The 24,145-nt window shown below is 65.6% G+C and carries 22 protein-coding genes; 11 read left to right on the top strand and 11 right to left on the bottom strand.

The features are described 5' to 3' along the window. Window positions 1–780, bottom strand: a complete 780-nt coding sequence (locus M1E01_RS04965) for a demethylmenaquinone methyltransferase (protein WP_457973999.1) — start codon at window positions 778–780, stop codon at window positions 1–3. 131 nt (window positions 781–911) lie between these two features. Between M1E01_RS04965 and M1E01_RS04960 the strand changes: the two genes are divergently transcribed. The 4 genes from M1E01_RS04960 (at window position 912) to M1E01_RS04945 (ending at window position 5,034) form a co-directional block, all read left to right on the top strand. Continuing rightward, complete coding sequence (locus tag M1E01_RS04960) at window positions 912–2,333, top strand: isochorismate synthase (RefSeq protein WP_457973998.1); 1,422 nt, start codon at window positions 912–914, stop codon at window positions 2,331–2,333. Between the two features lie 175 nt (window positions 2,334–2,508). Further along, window positions 2,509–3,318: an ABC transporter substrate-binding protein gene (locus M1E01_RS04955; protein ID WP_457973997.1), complete on the top strand. Its 810-nt coding sequence runs from the start codon at window positions 2,509–2,511 to the stop codon at window positions 3,316–3,318. A 105-nt stretch (window positions 3,319–3,423) separates the two neighbouring features. Beyond that, window positions 3,424–4,218 carry an amino acid ABC transporter permease gene (locus M1E01_RS04950; RefSeq protein ID WP_457973996.1) on the top strand — a complete coding sequence of 265 codons (795 nt, stop codon included), beginning with the start codon at window positions 3,424–3,426 and terminating at the stop codon, window positions 4,216–4,218. Window positions 4,219–4,230: 12 nt separating this feature from the next. Then, entirely contained in the window at window positions 4,231–5,034 is an 804-nt protein-coding gene (locus M1E01_RS04945; protein ID WP_457973995.1) for an amino acid ABC transporter ATP-binding protein, read from the top strand. 118 nt (window positions 5,035–5,152) lie between these two features. On the opposite strand, the gene M1E01_RS04940 is transcribed toward M1E01_RS04945, so the two are convergent. The 7 genes from M1E01_RS04940 to M1E01_RS04910 all read right to left on the bottom strand — a co-directional run bounded on the left by M1E01_RS04940 (window position 5,153) and on the right by M1E01_RS04910 (window position 15,847). After that, on the bottom strand, window positions 5,153–6,106 hold the full coding sequence (locus M1E01_RS04940) for a hypothetical protein (protein WP_457973994.1): 954 nt from the start codon (window positions 6,104–6,106) through the stop codon (window positions 5,153–5,155). A gap of 227 nt (window positions 6,107–6,333) precedes the next feature. Then, entirely contained in the window at window positions 6,334–8,013 is a 1,680-nt protein-coding gene (menD, locus tag M1E01_RS04935) for a 2-succinyl-5-enolpyruvyl-6-hydroxy-3-cyclohexene-1-carboxylic-acid synthase (RefSeq protein WP_457974869.1), read from the bottom strand. 479 nt (window positions 8,014–8,492) lie between these two features. Beyond that, window positions 8,493–10,586 carry a PhoX family protein gene (locus M1E01_RS04930; protein ID WP_457973993.1) on the bottom strand — a complete coding sequence of 698 codons (2,094 nt, stop codon included), beginning with the start codon at window positions 10,584–10,586 and terminating at the stop codon, window positions 8,493–8,495. A gap of 107 nt (window positions 10,587–10,693) precedes the next feature. Next, window positions 10,694–11,626, bottom strand: coding sequence for an o-succinylbenzoate synthase (locus tag M1E01_RS04925; RefSeq protein WP_457974868.1), 933 nt, complete (start codon window positions 11,624–11,626; stop codon window positions 10,694–10,696). Window positions 11,627–11,951: 325 nt separating this feature from the next. Beyond that, window positions 11,952–12,608 (bottom strand): class I SAM-dependent methyltransferase, encoded by a 657-nt coding sequence (locus M1E01_RS04920; RefSeq protein WP_457973992.1) that lies wholly within the window; start codon window positions 12,606–12,608, stop codon window positions 11,952–11,954. A 211-nt stretch (window positions 12,609–12,819) separates the two neighbouring features. Continuing rightward, window positions 12,820–14,280, bottom strand: coding sequence for a sensor histidine kinase (locus tag M1E01_RS04915; protein ID WP_457973991.1), 1,461 nt, complete (start codon window positions 14,278–14,280; stop codon window positions 12,820–12,822). Continuing rightward, window positions 14,273–15,847 (bottom strand): response regulator, encoded by a 1,575-nt coding sequence (locus M1E01_RS04910; protein WP_457973990.1) that lies wholly within the window; start codon window positions 15,845–15,847, stop codon window positions 14,273–14,275. The genes M1E01_RS04915 and M1E01_RS04910 overlap by 8 nt, the downstream gene beginning before the upstream one ends. Before the next feature lie 498 nt (window positions 15,848–16,345). Here M1E01_RS04910 and M1E01_RS04905 point away from each other — a divergent pair, with 498 nt between their 5' ends. The 4 genes from M1E01_RS04905 to M1E01_RS04890 all read left to right on the top strand — a co-directional run bounded on the left by M1E01_RS04905 (window position 16,346) and on the right by M1E01_RS04890 (window position 19,646). After that, complete coding sequence (locus M1E01_RS04905; protein WP_457973989.1) at window positions 16,346–17,944, top strand: sensor histidine kinase; 1,599 nt, start codon at window positions 16,346–16,348, stop codon at window positions 17,942–17,944. Continuing rightward, a complete protein-coding gene (locus M1E01_RS04900) occupies window positions 17,941–18,699 on the top strand; it encodes a response regulator transcription factor (RefSeq protein ID WP_457973988.1) in 759 nt (252 codons plus the stop codon). The genes M1E01_RS04905 and M1E01_RS04900 overlap by 4 nt, the downstream gene beginning before the upstream one ends. 105 nt (window positions 18,700–18,804) lie before the next feature. Further along, window positions 18,805–19,281 carry a hypothetical protein gene (locus tag M1E01_RS04895; RefSeq protein WP_457973987.1) on the top strand — a complete coding sequence of 159 codons (477 nt, stop codon included), beginning with the start codon at window positions 18,805–18,807 and terminating at the stop codon, window positions 19,279–19,281. Window positions 19,282–19,322: 41 nt separating this feature from the next. Next, window positions 19,323–19,646, top strand: a complete 324-nt coding sequence (locus M1E01_RS04890; protein WP_457973986.1) for a hypothetical protein — start codon at window positions 19,323–19,325, stop codon at window positions 19,644–19,646. Between the two features lie 36 nt (window positions 19,647–19,682). Here the strand turns inward: M1E01_RS04890 and M1E01_RS04885 are convergent, their stop codons facing one another. The 3 genes from M1E01_RS04885 to M1E01_RS04875 form a co-directional block, all read right to left on the bottom strand. Further along, a complete protein-coding gene (locus M1E01_RS04885) occupies window positions 19,683–20,078 on the bottom strand; it encodes a hypothetical protein (protein WP_457973985.1) in 396 nt (131 codons plus the stop codon). Window positions 20,079–20,145: 67 nt separating this feature from the next. Further along, window positions 20,146–20,391, bottom strand: coding sequence for a hypothetical protein (locus M1E01_RS04880; RefSeq protein WP_457973984.1), 246 nt, complete (start codon window positions 20,389–20,391; stop codon window positions 20,146–20,148). Window positions 20,392–20,439: 48 nt separating this feature from the next. Beyond that, window positions 20,440–20,703: a hypothetical protein gene (locus tag M1E01_RS04875; protein ID WP_457973983.1), complete on the bottom strand. Its 264-nt coding sequence runs from the start codon at window positions 20,701–20,703 to the stop codon at window positions 20,440–20,442. A gap of 90 nt (window positions 20,704–20,793) precedes the next feature. On the opposite strand from M1E01_RS04875, the gene M1E01_RS04870 reads away from it, so the two are divergent. The 3 genes from M1E01_RS04870 (at window position 20,794) to M1E01_RS04860 (ending at window position 24,088) form a co-directional block, all read left to right on the top strand. Then, on the top strand, window positions 20,794–21,729 hold the full coding sequence (locus tag M1E01_RS04870) for a phosphatase PAP2 family protein (RefSeq protein ID WP_457973982.1): 936 nt from the start codon (window positions 20,794–20,796) through the stop codon (window positions 21,727–21,729). 269 nt (window positions 21,730–21,998) lie between these two features. Further along, window positions 21,999–22,817 carry a class I SAM-dependent methyltransferase gene (locus M1E01_RS04865; protein WP_457974867.1) on the top strand — a complete coding sequence of 273 codons (819 nt, stop codon included), beginning with the start codon at window positions 21,999–22,001 and terminating at the stop codon, window positions 22,815–22,817. Then, entirely contained in the window at window positions 22,814–24,088 is a 1,275-nt protein-coding gene (locus tag M1E01_RS04860; RefSeq protein ID WP_457973981.1) for an aminotransferase class I/II-fold pyridoxal phosphate-dependent enzyme, read from the top strand. Before M1E01_RS04865 ends, M1E01_RS04860 begins: the two co-directional genes overlap by 4 nt. The last annotated feature ends 57 nt before the right edge of the window (window positions 24,089–24,145 follow it).

Here is a 24,145-nt window from a genome sequence, read left to right as displayed (position 1 = left end):
TCAGCGGGCGTTGCGAGGGATGTTGCGGCGCAACTTGGCAACCGGACCGGTGTGGGCAGCGATGGCGTCGGCTGCACCGTTGCCGGTGACGGGCTTGTGGGCGCGGTGCACCGCCACGATGCCGCCGCTCAGGTTGCGGTAGGTGACATCCTGCCATCCGGATTCCTGCAGCCAGGCAGCGAGGTGGTCCTGGTCGGGCCAGGCGCGGATTGATTCGGCGAGGTACACGTAGGCGTCGGGGTTGGAGGAAACCTTGACGGCGATGGCGGGCAGCGCGCGCATCAGGTACTCGGTGTACATCGTGCGCCAGAGCGGCACCACTGGCTGGGAGAACTCGGCAATGACGAGCTTGCCGCCGGGCTTCGTCACGCGCAGCATCTCAGCGAGGGCCTTCTTCGGCTCGTTGACGTTGCGCAGGCCGAAGGAGATGGTGCTGGCGTCGAAGGTGTTGTCCGCAAACGGCAGGTTGGTGGCGTCGCCGGCAACGAAGTTGATGTCGGGCCGGCGGCGCTTACCTACCTTGAGCATGCCGAGGGAGAAATCGCAGGCCACCACGTCTATGCCTCCATCGGCATACGGCTCGCTGGAGGTCCCCGTTCCGGCGGCCAGATCGAGCACCCGCTGGCCGGGCCGCACATCCATGGCTTCCAAGACGACCTTGCGCCAGCGGCGCGTCTGCCCCATCGAAAGGACATCGTTGACGACGTCGTATTTCGGTGCGACGTCGTCAAACATCGTGGCTACTTCGTCCGGACGCTTTTCCAAGGATGCTCGGTTCACCCAGTCATTGTCTCAAATGTTCTGCATCCTTCGTGACCACGGTGCGCACGGCGCGGTGCGCTGGGCCTGGGTACTTGAAGCCACTCCGGCCGCTCAGTACCTTCAAGTACACGGAGTAGTGTTGATCCATCATGACCAGAACGCTCCGCACTCTGACAGTCCCTTTGGATGGAGAATCGACTCCCGGAGGGCTGCCGTCGTATCTGGTGAGGGACGACGTCCTGTGCTGGACCCGGCGCGAAGCCGGCCTGGTCGGCTTCGGCGAGGTGGCCCGCTTTACTGCCACTGGCCCGGAACGCTTCCTCGAAGCCGACATCTGGTGGCGCCATCTGGTCATCGAGGCCGACATCACCGACCACGTCGAGTGCCCTGGCACGGGCCCGGTCGCCTTCGGCTCGTTCGCGTTTTCGAAAGCATCCCGTCACCAGTCACGACTGATTGTGCCGGAGATTGTGGTGGGCGTCCGGGACGGCCGCAGCTGGCTCACCCACATCAAGACCGACGACGGCGAGCTCACCGAAGAGGGGGCCCTCGCCGCCCTGCGGGGCTGGCTGGAGAATCCGGCTGAGGCCGGCGCTACTCCCCCGGACCCGTCCCCCTCCGGTAAGTCGCCCTTCGGCGAGATGACCGCAGAGGCGGGTGCTGGCGTCGTGCCTTCCGCGACCGTAGATTCCGAAGCCGCACATGCAGCAACCGCGCCCTCCGAAGGTGCCACAATCCGAACCGGTTCATTGAGCGAAGAGGACTGGATGGCCGCCGTCGCGGCCGGCGTCGCAGAAATCCGCACCGGCAAGCTGCAGAAGCTCGTCTTGGCCCGGGACGTTCTGGCCACGGTCCCCGACGGCGTGAACGCCGCCGAGGTACTGCGGCAGCTCGCCACCCGATACCGCGAATGCTGGACCTACGGAGTGGACGGGCTGGTCGGCGCCACGCCGGAAATGCTGATCCAGGTGGAGGGACGCACCGCCCAGGCCCGTGTGCTGGCCGGAACACTGGACCGCCGCGACGCCCTGGGCGAGGCCGGGCTGCCCCTCGACTACGCCGAACGGGTTCTGGCTGGCTCAGAGAAGCAGCGGCACGAACACGAGATCGCCATCCAGTCGCTGACCAGCCAGCTCGCTCCGTTCTCCGAGGCGATGAACGCACACAGCGAGCCCTTCATTCTGGAACTGCCGAACGTGTGGCATCTGGCATCGGACGTAAAGGCCGAACTGACCGAGGTGGAAGGCCATGTTCCCACCTGCCTTGCCCTGATTAACGCCCTGCACCCCACCGCGGCCGTATGCGGCACGCCCACAACCGTGGCCGGGGCCCTGATCCGGAAGCTCGAGCACATGGACCGCGGGCCGTACGCGGGGCCCGTTGGGTGGCTGGATGCGGCAGGCAACGGGGAATGGGGTATTGCGCTGCGCGGAGCCGTCATCGAATCCCCCACCACCGTTCGGTTATTTGCCGGGTGCGGAATCGTCGAGGGTTCGCATCCCGAGGCGGAGCTGGCAGAGACGTGGGCGAAGTTCAGGCCCATGCTGGAATCACTCAACATCAGCCATTAGCCGCGCTTGGAGCCGTCCGGAGTTTCAGACACTCGGATGCTTTTCCAGCTTGCCAAGAGTGCCCTTTTAGTTATCCAATGGTGAAACTTAGTTTTCTGTGATGCACATCTCACGATCAGCGTTACACTATAAGCCGTCTTAGTTCCGCATACTCCTGCAACAAAAGGTAAGAAACATGCAGCTCAAGTCCCTTGCCACGGCCAAAATCAGTGCCAAGGCAGCCGCGCTCCTCGCCGTCGGGGCACTTAGCCTCACGGCCTGCGGCGGCGGCAACACCGCTCCAGCGGCCACAAGCAGCGAAGGCGGCGTGACGCTCATCAACGCCGGCAAACTCACGGTCTGCTCCGACGTCCCCTACGAACCCTTCGAATTCCAGAAGGACGGCAAGATCGTCGGCTTCGATATGGACATCGCCGGCGAACTGGCCAAGGACGTGAAGGCTGAACTCAACGTCGTGGACAGCTCCTTCGAGGCAATCGAGACGGGCACGGCCCTAACCCAGTGCGACGTTTCCATCTCCTCCGTGTCCATCACCGACACCCGCAAGGCCGTTATGGATTTCTCCGATCCTTACCTAAACGATGACCTGACCCTGGTGGCATCGGAGACTTCCGGCATCACGAACCTTGACGCCGCCAAGGGCAAGAAGGTGGGCGTGCAGCAGGCCACCACGGGTGCCCAGTACGCGAAGGACAACGGCATCGACGCGCAGCAGTTCGAAGACACCGGCCTCCTGGTCCAGGCGCTTAAGGCAGGCACCATCGATGCCGCCCTGGGGAACCAGTCTGTCCTCGGCTACGCCATTAAGGATGACTCCAAGTACAAGCGCGTGGAGGACTTCGCCACCGGTGAAAAGCTCGGCATTGCCGTCAAGAAGGGCAACACCGTCATGCTTGAACAGGTCAACACCACGCTGCAGCGCCTGAAGGACGACGGAAGCCTCAAGAAGTTCGAGACCGCCTGGTTCGGCGAAGCCACAAAGTAACCGGCGCGCGTCCGAAACCTTCGCAGCTGAGGCCCCGTTCAGGATCTGTACTGCAGTCCGTACGGGGCCTCAACTGCGCACAATGAATGTGAGACAACGATGGCAATGACCGCAATGACCGCACGACAGCGGGCCAGAGTAAGCCTGTACGTCCAGGCAGGTATCTTTGTCGTGGCCGTGGCCGCGCTGATCCTGGCCACCGACTGGAAGACCATCGGGAACAGCGTCTTCAACTTCGCCAGGATCGGCCCGATATTCCCGGACATCTTCGTCGTCGGCCTGACGAACACCCTGCTCTACACGGCACTCGGCTTCATCGTCGGCCTCTCCGGCGGCCTGCTGCTGGCCCTGATGAAGCTCTCCAGCTTTCCTCTCTATCGGTGGATTGCGACCGGCTACATCGAATTCTTCCGCGGCATCCCTGCGCTGCTGGTGTTCATTGCCTTTGGCTACGGCGTTCCGCTCGCGTTCGGCGTCCAGTGGAATGTGACGGTCATCGTGATGGTTTCCCTCGGCATGGTGGCTGCGGCCTACATCGCGGAGACGCTGCGCGCCGGCCTGCAGGCCGTACCGAAAGGGCAGATGGAGGCCGCCCGTTCCCTGGGCATGCCGCAATGGCGGGCGATGGTCACCATCGTGATCCCGCAGGCATTCAGGATCGTCCTCCCGCCGCTCACCAACGAGATCATCCTGCTGACCAAGGACTCGTCGCTGATCTACGTGCTGGGCCTGACAGCCTCGCAGTACGAGCTCACCAAGTTCGGCCGTGACGGCATCTCCAGTCTGGGCGCAGGCCTCACGCCGCTCCTGGTGGCCGGCGCGTTCTACCTGGTGATCACCATCCCGCTGAGCCTCCTGGCCCGGAAGTTCGAAAGCCGCTCCGCGCGGACCAAGCGTTAGGCAGAGAAGTCAATGAACGACGTCGTAATTCACTCCCGCAACCACACCGGGCTCGTCCATGCCGCCGGGGTTGCAATCAAGGACCTGCGCAAATCGTATGGTTCCAACGAGGTCCTGAAGGGCATCAGCCTGGACGTGGCGCCCGGCGAAGTGGTGTGCCTGATTGGCCCGTCCGGCTCCGGCAAGTCCACCCTGCTGCGCTGCGTCAACCTCCTTGAGCAGCCGAACCAGGGCACCATCCATGTGGGCGGCTTCAACGCCACCGATCCGGACGTGGACATTGACCGGATGCGCCGCAAGGTGGGCATGGTCTTCCAGCAGTTCAACCTATTCCCGCACCTGAGCGCGCTGAGGAACTGCACCATCGCGCAGACCAAGGTACTCAAGCGCTCCCAGGCCGAGGCGGACAAGGTGGCGAAGGCCAACCTGGAGCGTGTGGGGCTGGGGCACCTGGCGGACCGTTACCCGGACCAGCTTTCCGGCGGCCAGCAGCAGCGCGTCGCCATCGCCCGTGCGCTGAGCATGGACCCGGAGCTGATGCTTTTCGATGAGCCCACGTCCGCCCTGGACCCCGAGACGGTGGGCGATGTCCTGTCGGTCATGCGGAATCTGGCCAAGGAAGGCATGACCATGCTGGTGGTCACTCACGAAATGGGCTTCGCGCGCGAAGTGGCCGACCGGGTCGTATTCATGGACGGCGGCGTGGTGGTGGAGGAAGGCGAGGCCGAGCAGGTCATCAGCGCACCCACCCAGGACCGCACCAAGGAGTTCCTGCGCCGCGTCCTGGACCCGACGCACATCGACCTCTCGGAGTAGGTTCGCGGACGCGCACCTTCCCTGGCGACGCGCACCTTCCCTGGCGCTACTGGAATTCCGGTAGCGCCGGGGCATTTGCGCGTCATGGAGCAATCTGCGCTTCGTCAGCGCAACCGGTTCACTGCGCTGACCGAGCACGACGGCGGGGCACGCCGGCCGCCGCCAGCTTGCGTTCCAGCCTCCCGGGCGCCATAAGGTCTGCCCAGACCCACCGGACCATGCCGCAGCCCGTTGCACGGATTCGGTCCTCGCGGTGCTTCTCGTCGACCACTGCCTGCGACGGGCTCCGGCCCTTCAAGTATTCCGGCTTCAGGTACTTGTCCACGCCATCGAATTCCCCCACAATCCGGGCACTGTGCCAGTAATAGTCGGAGTAGCCTACCAGTCCGCGATCATCACGAATCTCATGCTGGAGCACAGGGGTTTCGAATCCTGCGGCATGCATGAGTGCCCTGCTGTAGGACTCGCCCGCTGAGGCGGACGAAGGGTCGGCGAACTCGACGGCGGTGAGGATCCGGCGGGTTGCTGCGGCGGTGTAGTTGCCTTCGATGCCTGCCATCAGGTCATCCTTCGACAGTGCCGGCAACCCTCGGACCTTGTCCGCCCGGAGCACATGATCCAACGGGACGACTGCTTCCGCGAAGGGCGTGAATGCTGCAAGGTCGAGGACAGTGCGGACCCGGCCCGTCACCAGGAGCCCGTCGTGCCGGTACGCCTTCATGCCGGCGGGGTCGGCGTAGTGCCGGCGGACCCCCGCCCGCGACCGGCCTCCGTCGTTCTGGAACGTCAGTACATGCACGGGGTGGTGGTGACCGATGGTCGGGACACCCCAGACACTGGCTGCGGAATGCCGGGCGAAGACGGTAGGTGCCGTGAACGTTTCCGCCGCCGCCTGGACCCGCAACCGATACTGATCCCAGGGCGTGAGTATCCCCCAGGCCGCCGCGTCCACATAGACACCGTGGCGCAAGCGGACCAAGGCACCCGCTGCGCAGCGGTGGGCGAGCATCTTGGCAGTCCATCCCTGCTGAATGCTGTCACGGGCGAGGATCAGCCTCGGTAGGTCCGTCATGGCTCGTACACTCTCATGGTGTAACAGCCGTCAGACAGAGGCGGTGCGGGCCATGTGGATATCCTCCGCGGCCTCGTTTATGAGGCGGCTTAAGCCCGGCGACGCGGAAATTACCCTGCGCGCACGGAATTCGGGTAGCGCCAGGTTATTTGCGCGTCGCCGGGGCACGTGCGCGTCGCCAGGCTATTTGCGCGTCGCCGGGGCACGTGCGCGTCGCCAGGTTATTGTTACTTCGCGAGGACCGCGGCAACCGCTCCGCCCACCGCAGCCTTGATCCGGCGGTGCAGGTCCCGGAGCCCGTGCCGGTCGGCGCGTACCTCGATGATGGTGCGCCCGGCGAACGGTGCGGCGAGCGCTTCGGCGAGTCCCGCCGTCGTACTTACCGTGCAGTGCCCGACGCCGTACGCTGCAGCGAGTGCCGCCAGGTCCACTGAGTGGGGGGTTCCGAAGAGGCGTTCGACGGCGTCTCCGTAGCCCCCTGACTCGGCCACGGCCCCGTGCTCCAGGAGGCTGAAGATGGCGCCGCCGGAGTCGTTAAGCACCACGATGCGCAGCTGCGGCTGGTCCTCGCCGGCGCCAAGGAGGAGGCCGCCGGCGTCGTGCAGAAAGGTGATGTCGCCCAGCAGCAGGGTGGTTTCCTGGTGGCCGCCGAGTGCGATGCCCGTGGCGGTGGAGATGGTGCCGTCAATGCCGGCGAGGCCGCGGTTGGCAAAGACGGTGGCAGCGGGTTCGGGGGTGGGCTGCCCGGCGAGGTCCACGTCGCGGATGCCGTTGGAGGAGCCGAGCACCAGCTGGCCGCGCGAGTGCTGCCAGACGAGGGCTCCCACGGACGGGCCGCTCGCCGCATCGGCAGCGGCGAGCACACCGTCGAGCGCGTGCTGGGCAGCGGCGCTGGCGAGCAGCCACGCGTCGAGCCAGGCTGCGGAGCCGCGGCCGGCGAACTCGGCCAGCTCGGCGAGGCTGGCCATGGGAGTCTCGCGGCGGCGGCCGGGCTCGTGCCAGGCAACGGGAACCGGCTCGTACAGGGCTGCTGGAACGTCGGCCATGGCCAGCAGCGCGGAGACAGGCCGCGACAGGGTGGGCCGGCCGAACACCACCACGCGCTCGATCGGCAAACCAGACTCGGGACCGAAGTGCTCCAGCAGCAGCCGGTAGGGGCCCACCGCGTTGGGGCCGAACCGTGAGTTCGAGGACGGCTCCGCGAGCAGCGGCAGGCCGTGGGCTCGGGCGAACGCCTCGGCGACCGGCCCGGCGTCGTGCCCGGCGAGCACCACGGTCCCCCGCTCCGGCAGGTCGGCGGTGGCGTGCGTCAGGTTCATGGTGAGCGGGTCGGTGCCGATACGGAACGGGCCACGGCCACGCGTCCCGGTGAGCCGCTCCCCCGCTTCCGGGACCAGCGGATCGCGGAAGGCGAGGTTGAGCTGGACCGGCCCCGGAGGCGTGCCCTCGAATGCTCCGGTGGCGGCGGCCAGCGCAGTGTCGACCGCACGCTTCGGGCTCTCGCCGGCCGGGACGTCGACGGCGAAGCGCACGTGTTCGCCGAAAAGGTCCAACTGGATCGTGGTCTGGTTCGCGCCCGTCCCGCGGAGCTCCTCGGGCCGGTCCGCCGACAGCACTACCAGCGGGACGGCGGCGTGGTTGGCTTCCATGACGGCCGGCAGGAGATTCCCGACGGCGGTCCCCGACGTGGTGAGGACGCCTACCGGAGCGCCGGTCACCAGGGCCAGGCCAAGAGCGGTGAAGCCCGCGGAACGCTCGTCGATCCGCACCAGCAATTCCAGTCGTCCCGCCGCTGAGGCCTCGGCCAGCGCGTAGGCCATGGGAGCTGAGCGTGAGCCGGGGGCCACCACCACGTACCGGACGCCGCCGTCGAGCAGCGCCGAAACGGCAATCCGCGCTGCCGCCATGGATGTCAGCGAGTCCGGGCTTTGGCTGTGTCCGACGTGTGGGCCTACGTCAGATACCGTGTCCTGGCCGTCTGTAGCGGCAGCGCCCTGCCCGTGCTCGCGGGGCGCAACCTGACCATGCTCTGCGGACGGGTAGGCGCCGGAAGCAGGGGCAGAAGGCTGAGTTGGTTCCTCGGAAGTCACCGAACCAGTCTGCCACCATCCGACGCTCTCTCACTTCTTGCCGCCCCAGCCCGGATGCTCTCTCACATCCCGCCGCCAAAACACCAACGCTCTCTCACCGCCCAAGAGGTGAGAGCGCGTCAGCAAGAAACCCGCAGGACGTGAGAGAGCGTCAGCAAGAAACCCGCAGGACGTGAGAGAGCGTCAGCAAGAAACCCGCAGGACGTGAGAGAGCGTCAGCAAGAAACCCGCAGGACGTGAGAGAGCGTCAGCAAGAAACCCGCAGGAAGTGAGAGAGCGTTGGAGGGTAGGTGGGGTTAATCGTCGGTGCGGAAGACCTGGATCACCGAGGGGCGCGGGGCCCTTGCCTGGCCGGCCTTCACCGGCAAGCCAGCGCGGACGTAGTCCGGGAACAAGGAGTTCGGTGCCTCGAAGGTGCCATCCTCCCCCGGGTGCTGCACCGAGACGAACACGGTACGCTCGTCGTCGTGAATGATCGGGCCGCAGGTTTCGGCGTCACGGGGAACGGCGAGGAACTGCTCCACGCGGCCGCGCTCGGCCCCTTCAAGGGTGACCTTGAACAGGCCGTCGTTCTTGCCGATGCCCGAGGGCGCGCCGTCGGTGGAGATCCACAGGTTTCCGACAGAGTCGAAGGCCAGGTTGTCCGGGCAGGAGATTGGCGAGACCTTGTCCGTCGGGAAGCCGGAGAAGTAGGTGACGTCGCCCTGGGCCGGGTCGCCGCAGACCATCAGGAGGTTCCAGGTGAACTTCCTTGAGGTCTGGTCACCGATCTCAGTGATTTCCACGATGTGGCCGTCACGGTTTTCATTGCGCGGGTTAACCTCGGTGGCGCCTTCCTTGCCCAGCTTGCCGCGCTCGGAGTTGTTGGTGCACGCGACGTAGACCTTGCCCGTGTGCAGGCTCGGCTCGACGTCCTCGCAGCGGTCCATCTTGGTGGGTCCGACCTTGTCCGCGGCAAGGCGGGTGTAGACCAGAACTTCCTCTACGGACATGCCCTTGACCTTCGACTTGCCGTCGACAACGAGGGGCAGCCATTCGCCCCTGCCGTCAAAGGCACCGTCAGTGGGTACCGTGCCCTTGCCGTCGATTTCGGAGGCCGGGGAGTCACCCGTGAACTTGGCCACGTACAGGTCACCCTCAGAGAGGAGCGTCATGTTGTGCTTGCGGTCGCCCTCGCGATACTTGGCCTTCGAGACAAACTTGTAGAGGTAATCGAAACGCTCGTCGTCGCCGGAGTAGGCGACGACGCGCCCCGACTTTGCCACAATGACGTTGGCACCCTCGTGCTTGAATCGGCCCAGCATGGAGTGCTTCTTCGGGGTGGAGGTGGGGTCGAAGGGGTCAACTTCCACAATGTAGCCGAACCGGTTGGCCTCGTTCTCGTAGCCCGCATTGTTCGTGTTGAAGCGCGGGTCGTCCAGTTCCCACTGGCGTGCAGTCGCCTTGTTGGTGAGACCGTAGCGCTTGTCCCCGGCGGAGGTTCCGGGTGCAACAAAGTAGCCCTGGAAGTTCTCCTCGCCGGAGAGGATGGTGCCCCACGGCGTGGTGCCGCCCGCGCAGTTGCCCAGAGTGCCCTTGATCCAGCGGCCGTCAGGGTCGTCAACGGTCTTGACCAGAGACGAGCCAGCGGCCGGACCGGTCAGCTCGTAGGTGGTGCTGTTGAGGAAGCGGCGGTTCAGCGGTGCACCCTGCACGTAGCTCCATGGCGTGCTCTTGTCCTTGCGCTCCAATTCCACCACCGTGAGCCCGTGGGCCGCCTGGCTGACGGCGCGCTCCTCGTCCTCAGGCATGGACGGGGGGAACATGATGGCGTCGTTGGTGTACTCGTGGTTGGCGAAGAGCACCGCGCGGCGGCCCTTGCTGCCGGGGATTTCGAGGATGTCGGTGTAATCGTTGTTGTAACCGAACTGCTTCTCCTGCTTGGCCGCAGTCTGGGAGTTGAGGTCGAACTCCGGGACGCCATTGAAGATCGGGTCACCCCAGCGGATGACCGGCTGCCAGGTGAAGCCGGCAGGCACGGTAACGGCGTCGACGTCAGCCGGGACCGGAGGGATGGCGGTGAAGCTCAGCTTGGAGGCACCCGCACGGCCGTAGCCGTTCTTCGCGGCGGCCGAAAGGCCGGCCCCGCCGTCGGCTACTGCCGTTTCCGAGGAAGCCAGGGAACCGCCAAGCACGACGGCGAGGGCACCGGCGGCGCCGAAGCCCAGGGCGGCGCGGCGGGACATGGTGGTGGAGGCGATGTCGCGGAAGTAGCTGTTGGAGCTTGTGTTGCAGACGTCGCCCGAGCAGGCATTGTCGCATTTCAGCGCGCAGGTGACGGGGCTGCGCTTGCCTTTGGTGTGGCCGAGCATGGGCAGCAGGGCAAACTTGCGCCCGGGGGTTTCAGACATGGAGGACCTTCCAAGGGATGTGTTGCGGTCCCGCCCACCCTCCCAGCGAAAACTAAATGTGAGAGGTCACTCTGGTTAAGATCCGGTGAACTTACAGGATTGTAAGTTCACCTCCGCCGCAGCTCTGCGTAGGTCCTGCGCAGCCGTGCCAGCCACCACTCCTTTCGGTCGTCAGCAGCGGCATACCGGGCCAGCAGCTCCTCGTCAGGTACGGCATCGCGCAGGCGGATGGCGCCGTCGTTAGCCACCAGCGGATCGGTGGTGACGTCACCGGCGAGCAGAGAGACCGTCCCCAGGCCGCACGCGTATGGCAGTTCCGGCAGTGCGGCGGCGAGCGCCAGGCCGGCCCGGATGCCGACGGAAGTGTCCAGCGCAGAGCTTACGACGGCGGGCATTCCGGCCTCCGCGACGATGTCCAGTGCGCGCCGCACTCCGCCGAGCGGCGCCACTTTGACGACGATCAGGTCCGCGGCGCCGGCCCGCGCCACTTTCAGGGGGTCGTCCTCCTTGCGCACGCTCTCGTCCGCCGCAATCAGCACAGGGATGCCCGCCCCGCGCAGGCGGCGACGCACCTCGGCCAGACCATCGATGCCCGGAACGGGCTGCTCGGCATATTCCAGGTCGAAGGCGGCGAGCCGCGTCAGAGCCTCGACGGCTTCCGGCACGTCCCAGCCGCCGTTGGCGTCTACCCGTATCGCGGCCTCAGGAAGCTCGGAACGCACGGCGGCTACCCGGGCCGCATCGTCGTCGAACGATTGTCCTGCCTCAGCCACCTTGACCTTTACGGCGTCCACCCGCCCGAACCGTGCCAGAATGTCCGGCACACGTGCCGCGGGGACTGCCGGCACGGTTGCGTTGACAGGAATCCGGTCCCTAAGCGGCTTCGGGAATCCCTGCCAACCCGCTTCAATGGCGGCGCGGAGCCAACGGCTGGCTTCAGCATCACCGTATTCCGGAAAGGCGCCGAATTCACCCCAGCCAGCAGGTCCGTTGAGCAGCAGCGTTTCGCGCTCGAGAATGCCCCGGAATTTTACGCGCATGGGAATGGACACCACGTGCGCCGCGCTAAGCAGGTCGGCAAGCGGGGGCAGGTCGGCAAGCGGGGGCAGGTCGGCAAGCGGGGGCAGGGTGTCCGGCCGTGGCAGGGCGTCCCGGGCGGAGAGCCCCGGGGTCGGGGGAAAGCCGGAAGCCCCGGAAGTCGATGTGGCAGGCATGAGTTCACTGTACCGGCGCCCCTCTGCGGACCTTTGCCGAGAAGCCAGCTATGTGGAAAAGGAGCCGCCGGGCAGCTTTGTGGAAACCGGGTTGAGGATTCGACGACGGGGAGCCCGGTTCGGGCGCAACTACGCAGGGCGCCCGGCGGGATCAGCTAGGGCGGATGGCATGGCCCAGAATGTGCGCCGCCGGTGGAACCAGCGGCCGCGGCGCGAAGCCGAAGCGCTCGTTGTCCTGCACCTGGAACCCGGCGTCCGTGATGGCTTGGAGCGTGTCCCTGTTGGGATGGCAACCGCCCGCGAGCCGCTGCCAGCCCGGCGTCAGCGCGTCCTCCAAAGCCGAGATCCACCGGCTGTCGGAACGGACATGTTCGTAGAAGGCCAGAGTACCGCCAGGACGCAGCACTCGGTACATTTCCGCGAGCGCCTTGGGCTGGTCCGGAACACTGCACAGGACCAGACTGCAGACCACGGCATCGGCACCGGCATTCGGGGCAGGGAGATGCTCGGCTGAGCCCGCCACCACAACGACCGGGACGGACGCGGATGCGGCCCGCTCCTCCGCCAGGCCGCGCAGGTAGTCGTCGGGTTCCACCGCGAGAACATCTGTGACGGCGGAGGGGTACAGCCTGAACGAGGAGCCTTCGCCGGCACCCACTTCGATGACGCTTCCCTGCAGGCCGGACAGCAGACGGCGGCGGTGTTGCGTGCCGCCGCGGCGGTTCATTCCGACGACGGCCCTTGCATAGACGCGCGCGAACCGCGGGTGCTGCAATGCAGCGGGCCCGACCGGTTCCTGCGATGGCATGGCAGCGGTGCTTTCTCTGGACGTGTTCTGGCTGCTCGACTGCAGACCGCTGGACTAACTACCGTTGGACTGCATACCGGCAGAATGCGCCGGCCCCTGCGCCATTGAAGGGACCGGCGGCTTGTAATGGGTGGTGCTGCGCGGCACCACCCATGCACTTTCAGAATGTTGAGCAATCTGGAAGTGCAGGGCTGGGACGGGTACGCCTCCGCTACGGCACCGGTTGCGGCACCTCCGCGGAGCCGCCCGCGCGTTTGTTGTCCTCCCCGCGCGGAATGCCCGTAACGCTGAGACGGTCAGCGGTGTGGGACACATCGTCCTCACACTCACCGCCGATGGGCGCCCCAAACCGAGCCACCACGGTGGTGCCCTGCCCCGGCGCCGACTGAACGTGCAGCGACCCACCGGCTTCACCAATGGTGTCGCGCATGATCCGCAGGCCGAAGTGTCCTTCGGGTGAACCCAGAGCCTGGTCAAAGCCGCAGCCGTCGTCTGAAATCCGTATCTCAGACCGGTTCCCCACCTGCCGCAGCTGCAGCATGGCGTGCTTTGCCTTGGAGTGCTTGGCCGTGTTGGCCAAAGCCTCCCGCGCTATTCGGTACAGGAGGGCGGCACGGTCACGATCCATGTCGCATGTGGCCGGCAGGTCCAGCGCGAGGCTGATCCCGCGTTCCTCGAGCGGATCACCCAGCCGTACCAGCGCCCCGCACAGTCCCAGCCTGTTCAAATCCGGCGGGTACAGCTCCGTGGTCATGGCGCGCAGGTTCCGTACGTTGTCCTGCAGGATCCTGCGTGCGTCCGAGAAGAGACGCCGCTGCCCCACCGGGCGGTGAAGTTCCTCCGACTCCAAAACGTAGGACAGCCCCGAGAGATCCTGGATCACTTCATCGTGCAGGTCACGGGCAATCCGCTGGCGTTCCAGTTCGGAGGCTTCGATGGCGCGGTGTAGCAAGCGTGTCCGGCCTGCCTCGTAGGCCTGGATGCGGCGTGCCAGCCGCACGGCCGGAAGGAGCTGGGCCAATTGCAACACGCCCAGCGCAAGGAGGAACGGCGGAGCCATGTCCAGCAGAACCGCGGCCTGCTCCTGACGGACAGCGTCGTCGTCGTAATAAGCCTCAAACGCTAGCCGCTCACCGTTGGGGGCCGTGACCGGGACATACACTTCCACGAGTTCCCCGGTGTCGACGCCGTCGGCCTGCACCTCGTCTGCCTGCAGTTCCAGCGTGGCTTTGATCTCCTTGCCCGCGAGGACATCGGTGGCCTCATGCGGCAGGTTGAACGTCTGGCCGATGAGCTTCTCGTCGTCGGAATAGACCATCCGCCCCTTGGCATCCCAGAGCCTGATCTCGAACACCGACCGCTCCCCTACCCAGGGGCGCAGCCGCTCGTCCAGGCGGGCAATGCCGGCGGGGTCCCCCTGCAGGACGCCGTCGTCCAGCAGCGGGGCAACCAGGTTCTGTGCCAGGTTCTCCGTGGCCTGCTTCGAGTTCTCCAGGGCGTGATGTTCCGCCTCCGACCAGATCCAGAACGCCACGGGGGTGGTGACAACTACCAGGGCCACCAGCCCCATGATCAGGAATTGCCTGACCGCTTTGAAGACCTCAGACCGGCCGGGCTGGGGTGTTTCAAGCGGGTGGAGCAGAGCAGGCCGTCGAAGGGATGGCCTAGCCATCGGACGGCTGCTCGAGCATGCCGCGCCGTGAAGCTTCCATGACCGATTCCAGCTGGGAGTGCGTTCCCAGCTTCGCGAAAATCGCTTTGACGTACCCGCGGCAGGTGTTCAGTGAGATGTCCAGCTTGCTGGCGACCTCCTTGGACCCGTGGCCGCCTGCCATGAGGCGGAGAACATCCAGCTCGCGCGGCGTTAGCACCGGCCCCCCAGGCTCCAGCTCGCGGACAACCGGGGCCGGCTTCGGAGTGCTCATGCCAAGCTGCGCTACGAGGGACGGGTGGACCACCATGTTGCCGGCCCGTGCATACCGCAGGGTGTCCAGCAGCGTGGACAGTGAGCCGCCCTTGGGAAGGAAGGCGCAGATGCCCATTGATGCTGCGGTGCGGAGGGCCTCCGGGGTCGGATCCCCTGTGAGCATGACGATCCGGGTCTCCGGGGCGTCAGCCAGAATCCGGGCAGCGGCGGTGAGGCCGTCGCCGTCGGGCAGGTGGTAGTCCATGATGACGACGTCGGGCTTGAGCGCCATGCTCTGCTCCACGCCGCTCTTGGCGGTGGTGGCCGAGGCCACACTGCGCAGGTCCGGCTCACGGTCCAGGGCGGCCGTCAGCAGTTCCGTGAAGGTGCTGTGGTCGTCAATGGTCAGAATGCTGATTTCGCGCATGCTCTGTGAACTAACGGGAGGGAGCGGGGAATCGACGTCGGAGAGATCGGACGCATCGTCGTCGCCCGCAGCCGTGGCCTGGAGCAGCCTGGCATGGGCATCGCGGAGGGCACGGCCCGGCAGGCAACCGATTTCCTGGTCCATGACCCGCCGGCACCGTCCGTAGGCGCGCAGCGCTTCCATGTACTGTCCGGATTCCTCGAGCCCAAGCACCAGGGCCGTCCAGGCCCGCTCGTTGATGGAATCCTCCAGGAGGAGTTCGCTGGCCAGTGCGACGGCGCGTTCCGGCTGCCCCACAGCCACGGCGGCTTCGGCAGCACGGGCTTTGATGCCAGCCACGCGGGCTGCGTGCAGTGCCCGCTCCTCTTCGGCCCAGCCGGCCAGGAGCTCGTCGCCGAGCAGGGGCACGGAGGCGATCTCCAGTGCCTTCTCGAGCATCTTGTAGGACTCCTCAGGAGTGGCATGACCTGCCTGCTTCAAGAGTTCGTCGAACCGGTCAAGGTCCAGGTCCACCATGCTGCGTTCCATCATGTAGCCGCCGGTGACCGTCCGGAGGGCGCCGCCCTTGCCAGAGCCGGGCTGCAGGTGCCGGCGCAGTACGCTGACGTAGCTTTCGAGGGTGGACAGCGCCTCGGCGGGAGGCTGCCCGTTCCACAGGACGTCGATCAGGTGGTTCTTGGAAACCGGAGTGCCCAGCTTAAGGAGCAGGATTTCCAGTACCTGGCGCGGCTTCGGGCCGCCAAGCTCGTGCGATCCGATGACCACGTCCCCGCGGCGGACCTTGAGCGGACCCAGGATGTTGATGGAAAGCCGCGTCGGCGTTCCACCCTCTGTGAGTGTTGGAAGGTAATCGTCTTCGCGGACTCCGCGTGACCAGCGGGTATCCTCTGCAACGGTCTGAACCATTAGTGCACCTACTATCCCCATGAACTGCATTCCCCATGAATGGCTTGAACCCATAGTTGTCACTGGGGCAAGTACGGGCACGAGTAGCGAGTACTCGATTTTTGGCAGGGGGACTACTTGGTTGTGTTTCTGATAGGCGGCTCCCTCCCCGTTTCCTGGCCCGGGAACTGCCCTGGCCTCCCCTGCAACCGCAGGGGGAGGCGCAGTGGAGGATGGCAGGGTTGCCAAGTTTTTCCCAAGAATCCGGGGCTATCTTGGAATAACCGCAGTTCCCGGCGGCTTTATGCCGCCCTCGATCCGCGGAGGACCGCCGGATAAGCGTGGAATGGATGGTTCGATGGCGCGGATGGTGGCAGTAGCGGGTGGAACCAAGTACTCCGAGTACCCGGTTCTGAGTAGCGTGGCTGACGTGCCCGCGGCCAAAAAAAAATTTGTGGGCTGCGGGGAAACAAACGCGGTAATACCTGGGCACACGGAACGCCTAGCCAAGGCCGCGCCATGAAACCGCCCCGGATTCTGCTGGGCGAGCTGCGTGCGGAGGTCCACTCCGTCCGGTTCCGCGTGCTGGCCACCCTGCTGCTGTTAATGGCGATGGGCCTGATGGTTTCCGGCGCTGTCACCTACGTCGCGCAGCTTCGGACCCTCGACGACCGCGTAAACGAGGAACTCCAGCACCCCAGGAGGAACCTGGAGACGCTGGTGAAGCCGGACCCCAGCAATCCCGGGTTCACATCGCTGGACGAGCTGTTCACCCTGTTCCTGCGCTCAGAGACGCCCGGCGGGCACGAGTCGCTGCTGACCATGGTGCGTGATGGCAACATGATCTTCCCTGGCGGAATGCAGCCCACGAACCTGCGCAGCGACGCAGTGAGGGAACAGATCTGGTCCCTAAGCCGTCCCGGCGAGACTGTAGTAAAGGACACCGTGATCGACGGGCGGGCCGTCCGGCTGTCCATCACGTCAGTGAGGCTGCAGGGCCGGCCCGGAGAAGGGCTCCTGGTGGTCTCCAATGAGATCGGGCGGCAGCGGGACGAGGTCATCCGGTCCATGTGGACATACGCTTTGGCCGCCGTGGCGACACTCGCGGTGGCGGGGTGGATGGGCTACGTGATCACAGGGCGGCTGCTCAGCCCGATCCGCCGCCTCCAGGAAGCCACCCAGAACACAACGTTCGAGGACCTGACGAAGCGCGTGGAAGTCACTGCCCCCACGGACGATGTTGCCCAGCTGGCCATGAACTTCAACCACATGCTGGAACGGCTTGAGTCCGGCTTCGAGAACCAGCGCCGTTTCGTGCACGACGCCGGCCACGAACTCCGTACCCCCATGACGGTGATCCGCGGCTATCTGGAACTCCTGCGCGCCGGTGACCCCGAGGATGTGGACCAGACCCGGATCCTGCTCCTGGATGAACTCGACAGGATGCACGTTCTCGTCGAAGACCTGCTCATCCTTGCCCGCAGCGGCAGGCCAGACTTCGTGTCACCGGAGTGGATCGAGGCGGACATCTTCCTGGAGAACATCCTGAACCGCATCAAGGTCTTCGCGCCGCGCATCTGGGAGCTGGACGCCAAGCCGGGCGGGCTGGTCCGGGCTGACCGGCACCGGCTGATGCAGGCGCTGGAACAGCTCGCGGTCAACGCGGTGCGGCACACCACCGAGGGTGACAAAATTTCCGTGGGGGCAGCCTGGGCAAAGAACGACGACGGCGGAACGGCTTTGGGCGGACGGCCTCACCTTGCGTCGGACCTGGAAATTTGGCTGTCGGACACCGGCAGCGGCATCCCTGACGAGGATCAGGAGCGCATCTTCGAGCGCTTCTTCAAGGGCCGTAATGCTGCGGGAGCGTTGGAGGGCTCCGGCCTGGGACTTTCCATCGTCAAGGCGATCGCAGAAGCGCACGGGGGGACTGTGCGGGTGGAATCGGCCGTGGGTCAGGGCAGCCGCTTCATCCTGACCATTCCGTCCGGCGGCGGCGTCACCGAGGATGAAGAGGCCAGTGAAGCAAAAAGGCCGGCACGTCCCACGGGGAAGACCAAGGCGACCCGATTGGCGTTGGGAGCGGCGATCCTTCCAAACCCCGGCGGCAGTCCGTGACCCGCATCCTCATCGCAGACGACGAGCCGCGCATCGCCGCGTTCCTCGTCAAGGGCCTCACCGCGGCCGGATACACCACCACGCAGGTCTCGGACGGAGTAAAGGCGCTGGATTATGCCTCGTCCGGTGAGTACGACCTGCTCATCCTGGACATCGGAATGCCACGAATGGACGGGCTCGCGGTCCTCCGGAACCTTCGTGCCATGCAATCCACCGTCCCGGTGATCGTCCTTACCGCGTCGGACAGCCTGGAGAGCACCGTCGCCGCGCTGGAGGGCGGAGCCGACGACTACATGACCAAACCGTTCAGGTTTGAGGAGCTGCTGTCGCGCGTGAAGCTGAGGCTCCGGGGTACCTCACCGGTCACCGCGGCGCCCACGCTTAAATGTGGGGACCTGACACTGAACATCGACCTGCGGACAGCAGAAATCGGCGGGCGCACCATTGACCTCTCAGCCCGCGAATTCGTAATGGCACGAACGCTCATCGAGAACGCCGGCCGCGTGTTGAGCCGGGAGCAGCTGCTCAGCCGCGTGTGGGGTTACCACTTTGAAGGCTCCTCGAACGTGGTGGACGTCTATGTGAGGTACCTGCGGAACAAGCTCGGCCAGGACCGGATCCAGACCATCCGGGGCGTGGGCTACCGCATTGTGTGCCAACCCGAGGATGACGACGGCACCGGCGGGACCGGTGGAACCGACGACGGCGCCACGGGCTACGGCGGCTCGGGCTACGGCGGGGCCGCTCCCGGCTAAGACGCGCCACCCTCACAGCAGATGAGAAGAATCTCATCTGCGTCTCATCCCTGCTTCACCTTCCCGGCCGAGAGTGGAATCACACCAGCTAGGGAAGGCGGAGCAGTGAAGAAGTGGTCAGTGCTCAGCATTCCCGCGATCGGCCTCGCCGGTCTTGGGATCTGGGCACAGTCGCTGGCGGCGGCGCCGACCAACCAGCCCACAGGAGTGGTCGTGGCCGATCCCGCCGCATCTTCCAGCGTGTCCGGTTCGTCCGCGCCGGCTCCTGCTTCCAGCTCCTCTGCGTCCGCACCTGACAGGTTCCGCTCCAGCGAAGCTCCCCGGCGCCTTGATATGGCCCAGCCGCAAACCACAGAGCAGGCCGAAACCCAGGACGCTGACGACGATGGCCCGGGCGTTGTTCAGCACGTCATACCAACACAGGTCACGTCACCCGCTGCTCCCCCTCCAGCCGGGTCTGCCTCCGCTAAAACGGACGACACGGATGGCACGGATGACAGCCAATCGAACGACACCGGACCGGATGACAGCGGTCCGGATGACAGTGCGGGCCTGGCCGACAGCGGCGGCAGAGATGACTAAACGCACCAGCACCCCAGTTCTTCCCGAAGAAGGAGTCAGTGATGCACACGAACTACCGTGACCTGCATGAACACATCCCGCCGGAGCGGCGGGGCTACACGGTTGGTGTGCCGAACAGCCAGCCGTCCACCATCACTATCGACGACTCCGAGCTGCATCAGCAGGTCCTGGATATCATCCAAAGCGTGCTTTCGACTACTGATCCACGGTCGGACGTCCGGCGCCGGCTGTTGCGGCACTTGGCGGAGAACCCTGGCCATCCAGAGCAGGCGCTGCTGAACCACCTGCGGGAGAGGAACCGGAACGGAGGCGCACCGCGGGCCGCACGGAGGCAGGGCATGGGCAGCACTGCCGGCCACGAGTAACGCCTGAAACGGATTCGGCTACTGGAACGGACCTGGCTAAAAGAGCAAGAGCACGAACCCGCCCGCCGTGCACAGCAGGCCCAGACCGGTGAGGATCCAGCCGAGGATCAGCACGGTGTTGTCGTGTTTCGGCGGCCTCAGCCCCCAGCGGGAGGGGTGACAGACGTCGTAGTGGAGTTGCACGTGGTTTCCGGCCTCAAGCCCGCGCGCCACGTCGGCATCAACGAGTGTTTGCCGCGGCGTATTTTCCTGGTCCACCCAACGGAATCCGGTGAAGCCCCCGGCGGTGTAGACCTCACCGGTGGTGGTGGTCCAGTCGCACCGCCGCTTGCTGATGACCAGGCCCCATACGAGCAGGGGCACGCCGGGAATGAACCCCACCCACGACATCAGTTCCAGGATAGGGCCCAGAACATCCGCGAGTCCGGCCATGCTCAAACTCTATCCGGCGGGGGCCCCTCAACAGTGAACTGTGAACAGCGGCCGCGCCTGAATCCCGTCAGCTGCCGGTTTCCTCCGGGTGTTCCCTGGTCCGCTCCACTTCAGGCGTATCGCCCTGCTGCGGAATGACGTCCGGGTCCAGCCTGGTGCTCAGGTCTCCCTCGGGCGAGGTACTGCGGACGTCGTCCTTGTCGCGGACGGTTTTCTCAGCGTCACCGCCGGTATCGCGCCCAGTGCCGGAACCAGTGCCAGAACCAGGTCCGGTGCCAGAGCCAGTGCGTGTATCGTCCAGGTTTTCGCTCATGTGGCCAACGTAATAGGCCCTCCTTGCACTGTCGACCCCCGGCGTTTATCACCAAGTTTCAGGCCGCAACCCACGAGGACGGTTCCGGTGATGCTGTCGATGGTACGGATGCTTCGGGGGTACGGATGCTTCGGGCCCCTTGAGCCCGCCGGCGGCGTAGCCAGTGCCGAAGATCAGCAGAATGAACCAGACCGTGGCCAGCAGGCAATGGACGCCGGCGAGCAAAATGCCCATCAGCAAGGGTGAGATGCGTGCGGGGATGAACTGGGGAATGGTGGCGATGTGGAAGACGCCCGCCTTGGGATTGAGCAAGTTAGTGGGCATCCGGAGCCGCACCACAGACAGGCTGCATTCACCCCAACGAACAGGCAGTTCCCAGCAACCTGTGACACCCTTGTTACGATGACTTCCCAGCTCAGGAACCAGCTCAGGAATCCCGGACGCAGCAAGCGCCCGGGCCCGATGCGCCTCGCAAGGGGCGCCGGATTCCTTTTCGCCCTGGCTACCCTGGCCTGCATGGCGGGGCTTTCCGCCACGTACTACTACTTCGTCCGGACCACCACCGGCCAGTTCATCGATGAGTCCGCGCTCGTCGAGGCTGTGGCTATCCACGGGCCTGCCGGCAAGGCCACCACCCGGTTCCTGGATTGGCTGCCCACCATCTCACTGGTGATGGCCGCCGTCGTGGTTCTTTTTGTCACCCTGATCCACCGCCGCTGGCGGGCCGCCGGTATTGCGCTGGTGGCGTGCGTGGCGGCTAACGTTGCGGCGCAGGTGCTCAAGCACTTGCTGCTGGTGCGGCCGGACCGCGGCGTGGAGACGCTCGAGTTCAACTCGCTGCCGTCGGGGCACACCACGCTGGCGGCGTCGTCGGCCGCGGCCGTGTTCCTGATGGCCTCACCGCGCTGGCGGCCGATGGCGGGGTTCGTGGGCGGCAGTTTCGCGGTTGCCTCCGGGATGTCCACGTTGGTGAACCAGTGGCACCGGCCGGCCGACGTGGTGGCCGCGTTCCTCCTCGTGGGCTGCTTCATGATTCCTGCCGGCTGGCTGATCATCCGCACGGGCAGCCACGAGTGGAATACATGGGACGCCTTCAACGGGCATTGGGCGTCGTCGCGGCTGTGGATCGGGCTGCCGGTGGTGCTCGGGCTGGCGTCGGCGGCTGTCGCGCTGTATTCGCTGGTGAAAATCGCGCCGCTGCCGGGCCAGGAGGAGAGCACCACCAACTACTTTTGGGCGGGGATTTCGCTGATCGTGATCGCCGGGTATCTGGCCACGGTGGCCACCACTGCTCTGTTCGCCTATGCCGCTCGACGGCGGGACGCACCCGCGCGGTAAGCGCACTTCAGCGCAAGCACCTTTACAAGCCCCGCGCCGGGGCCGACAATAAGTCGCACCACAGCGTCCACTGGGTCAGCAGTGCGCTGTCAGTCAAGCCTGCATCAGCAATGTCCTGCAGCAGAGAGGCCGACGTGGACGACAAGACGGAAGCAAACCAGGCTGAGCCGGCGGGGGCGCAGTCAGCCCAGTCAGACACAGTCCAGTCAGGCGCGGTCCAGTCAGACGCGGTCCAGGCAGACCGGGCGCTCAAAGAAAAGCACAGGGCCATGTGGGCGCAGGGCGATTACCCGGCCCTCGCAAGCGAGCTGATCCCGGACCTTGGCGCCATCCTCGTGGAGGCGTGCGGTATCCATCCCCGGCAACGGGTGCTGGACGTCGCAGCGGGAGCCGGAAACGCCGCCATCCCTGCGGCCATGATGGGGGCCGAGGTAGTGGCCAGCGACCTCACCCCGGAGCTGTTCAATGCCGGACGCCGCCTCGCCGCCGACCGCGGCGTGGAGTTGGAATGGATGGAAGCGGACGCGGAGGACCTGCCGTTTCCGGACGGTGAGTTCGATGTGGTGATGTCATGCGTGGGTGTCATGTTTGCGCCCCACCACCAGAAGAGCGCCGACGAACTGCTTCGGGTCTGCCGCCCGGGCGGCACGATCGGGCTGATCAGCTGGACCCCGGAGGGCTTCCTCGGGAAGATGTTCTCGGCCATGGGGCCGTTCGCGCCCCCACCCCCACCGGGAGCGCAGCCTCCGCCGCTGTGGGGCAGCGAGGAGCACGTGCGCGAACTTCTGGGCGGCAACGTCACGGACGTCCAGGCCCGGAAACAGACGGTGACCATCACCAGTTTCCACCAGCCTGACGACTTCCTGCATTACTTCAAGTCCCACTACGGCCCCACCATCTCCGTGTACAAGTACCTGGCCGGGGACGAGGAGAAGGTCAGGGCCCTGGACCAGGCCCTCACCGAGTTGGCCGCAGCCTACAGCGATGCACACGGCGACGCGCCATCACAGATGGATTGGGAGTACCTGCTTCTGACCGCCAAGAAGGTCCGTGCCGGCGAAAGCCATGGGGATCGGACCGGGCCGTGACCGGTTCCCCTGCTTCCCGGCGCGCGCTCGGCGTTGCGTCGATCCCGTCCTTTCAACGGATCAATGCGTTCCTCAACGATTCCATCTACTCACGACGGCGGTACCTGTCCGGCATCTGTGACTTCACCTTGGGAAACCCGCACCAGATGCCGCAGTCCGCGTATGTTGAGACACTGGCGGACACGGTCCGCCCTCGCAACGACCAATGGTTCGCCTACAAAACCAACGAGATTGACGCCCGGGAGGCCGCCGCCGAATCGCTGACCCGGCTGCTGGAGGTTCCTTTCCGTCCTGAGGACCTGTACCTCACCACTGGAGGTTTCACTGCCCTTACGCTGGCGCTCAAAACCGTGACCGATCCAGGCGACGAGGTCATCTACAGCCTGCCGCCATGGTTTCTCTACGAGCCGCTCGCCGTCGAGGCCGGCCTGGTGCCCGTCAAGGTTCCGATCAACCTCAAGACGTTCGACCTTGACCTGGCCGCAATCGATGCCGCCATTACACCGCGCACACGCGCCCTCATCGTCAATTCTCCGAACAACCCCACAGGCCGGATCTATCCGCCTGAACTGCTGCAGAGCGTGGCAGAACTGCTCGAGGAGGCGTCTGTCCGGATCGGGCGGCGCATTTACCTGATCTCGGATGAGCCCTACAACCGGATCGTGTTCGACGGCGCCCGCTTCCACAGTCCCACGGAGTTCTACCCATACACCCTGCTGGCTTACTCGTATGGGAAGACGCATCTGGCACCGGGGGAACGAATAGGATATCTGGCTTTGCCTTCCACCATGCCGGACCGAGAGGAGCTCCGTCCGGCAATTGAGGCGCTGCAGGTGGCCATGGGCTGGATTTTTCCGAACGGGTCCCTGCAGGTCGCGCTGCCCCGGCTGGAGCAGTTCACCATCGACGTGGACCAGCTCCAGCGCAAGCGCGACCGTCTCGTGGAGGAATTGTCGGGCATGGGCTACCGGCTGCGGCCGCCCGAGGGGTCCTTTTACCTGTTCGTCCAGTGCCCCATTTCCGACGACGAGGCGTTCACCGAAGCCCTCGGCCATGAGGACGTCTTCGTCCTCCCTGGCGTCCTCTTTGAGACACCCGGCTACTTCCGCATGTCACTCACGGCCAGCGAGGAAATGGTGGAGAACAGCCTGCCGCATTTTCAGGCTGCGATCGAGAGGGCGAGCCAGGACCGCCCCGAGGACGCCGAGATCGGCCTCCCCACGGGGCTTATCCCCGTCATTCCCCCGCCGCATGGGCCGGCCGTACTCTGACCCGCGGCTTCGGCGAGCTGGCGAGCAGGCTGCGCCTCCGTCTGCTGATCGCGCTCA

This window comes from Arthrobacter sp. D1-17, from assembly GCF_054130535.1.
This window is presented reverse-complemented; position numbering and strand designations above follow the sequence as displayed.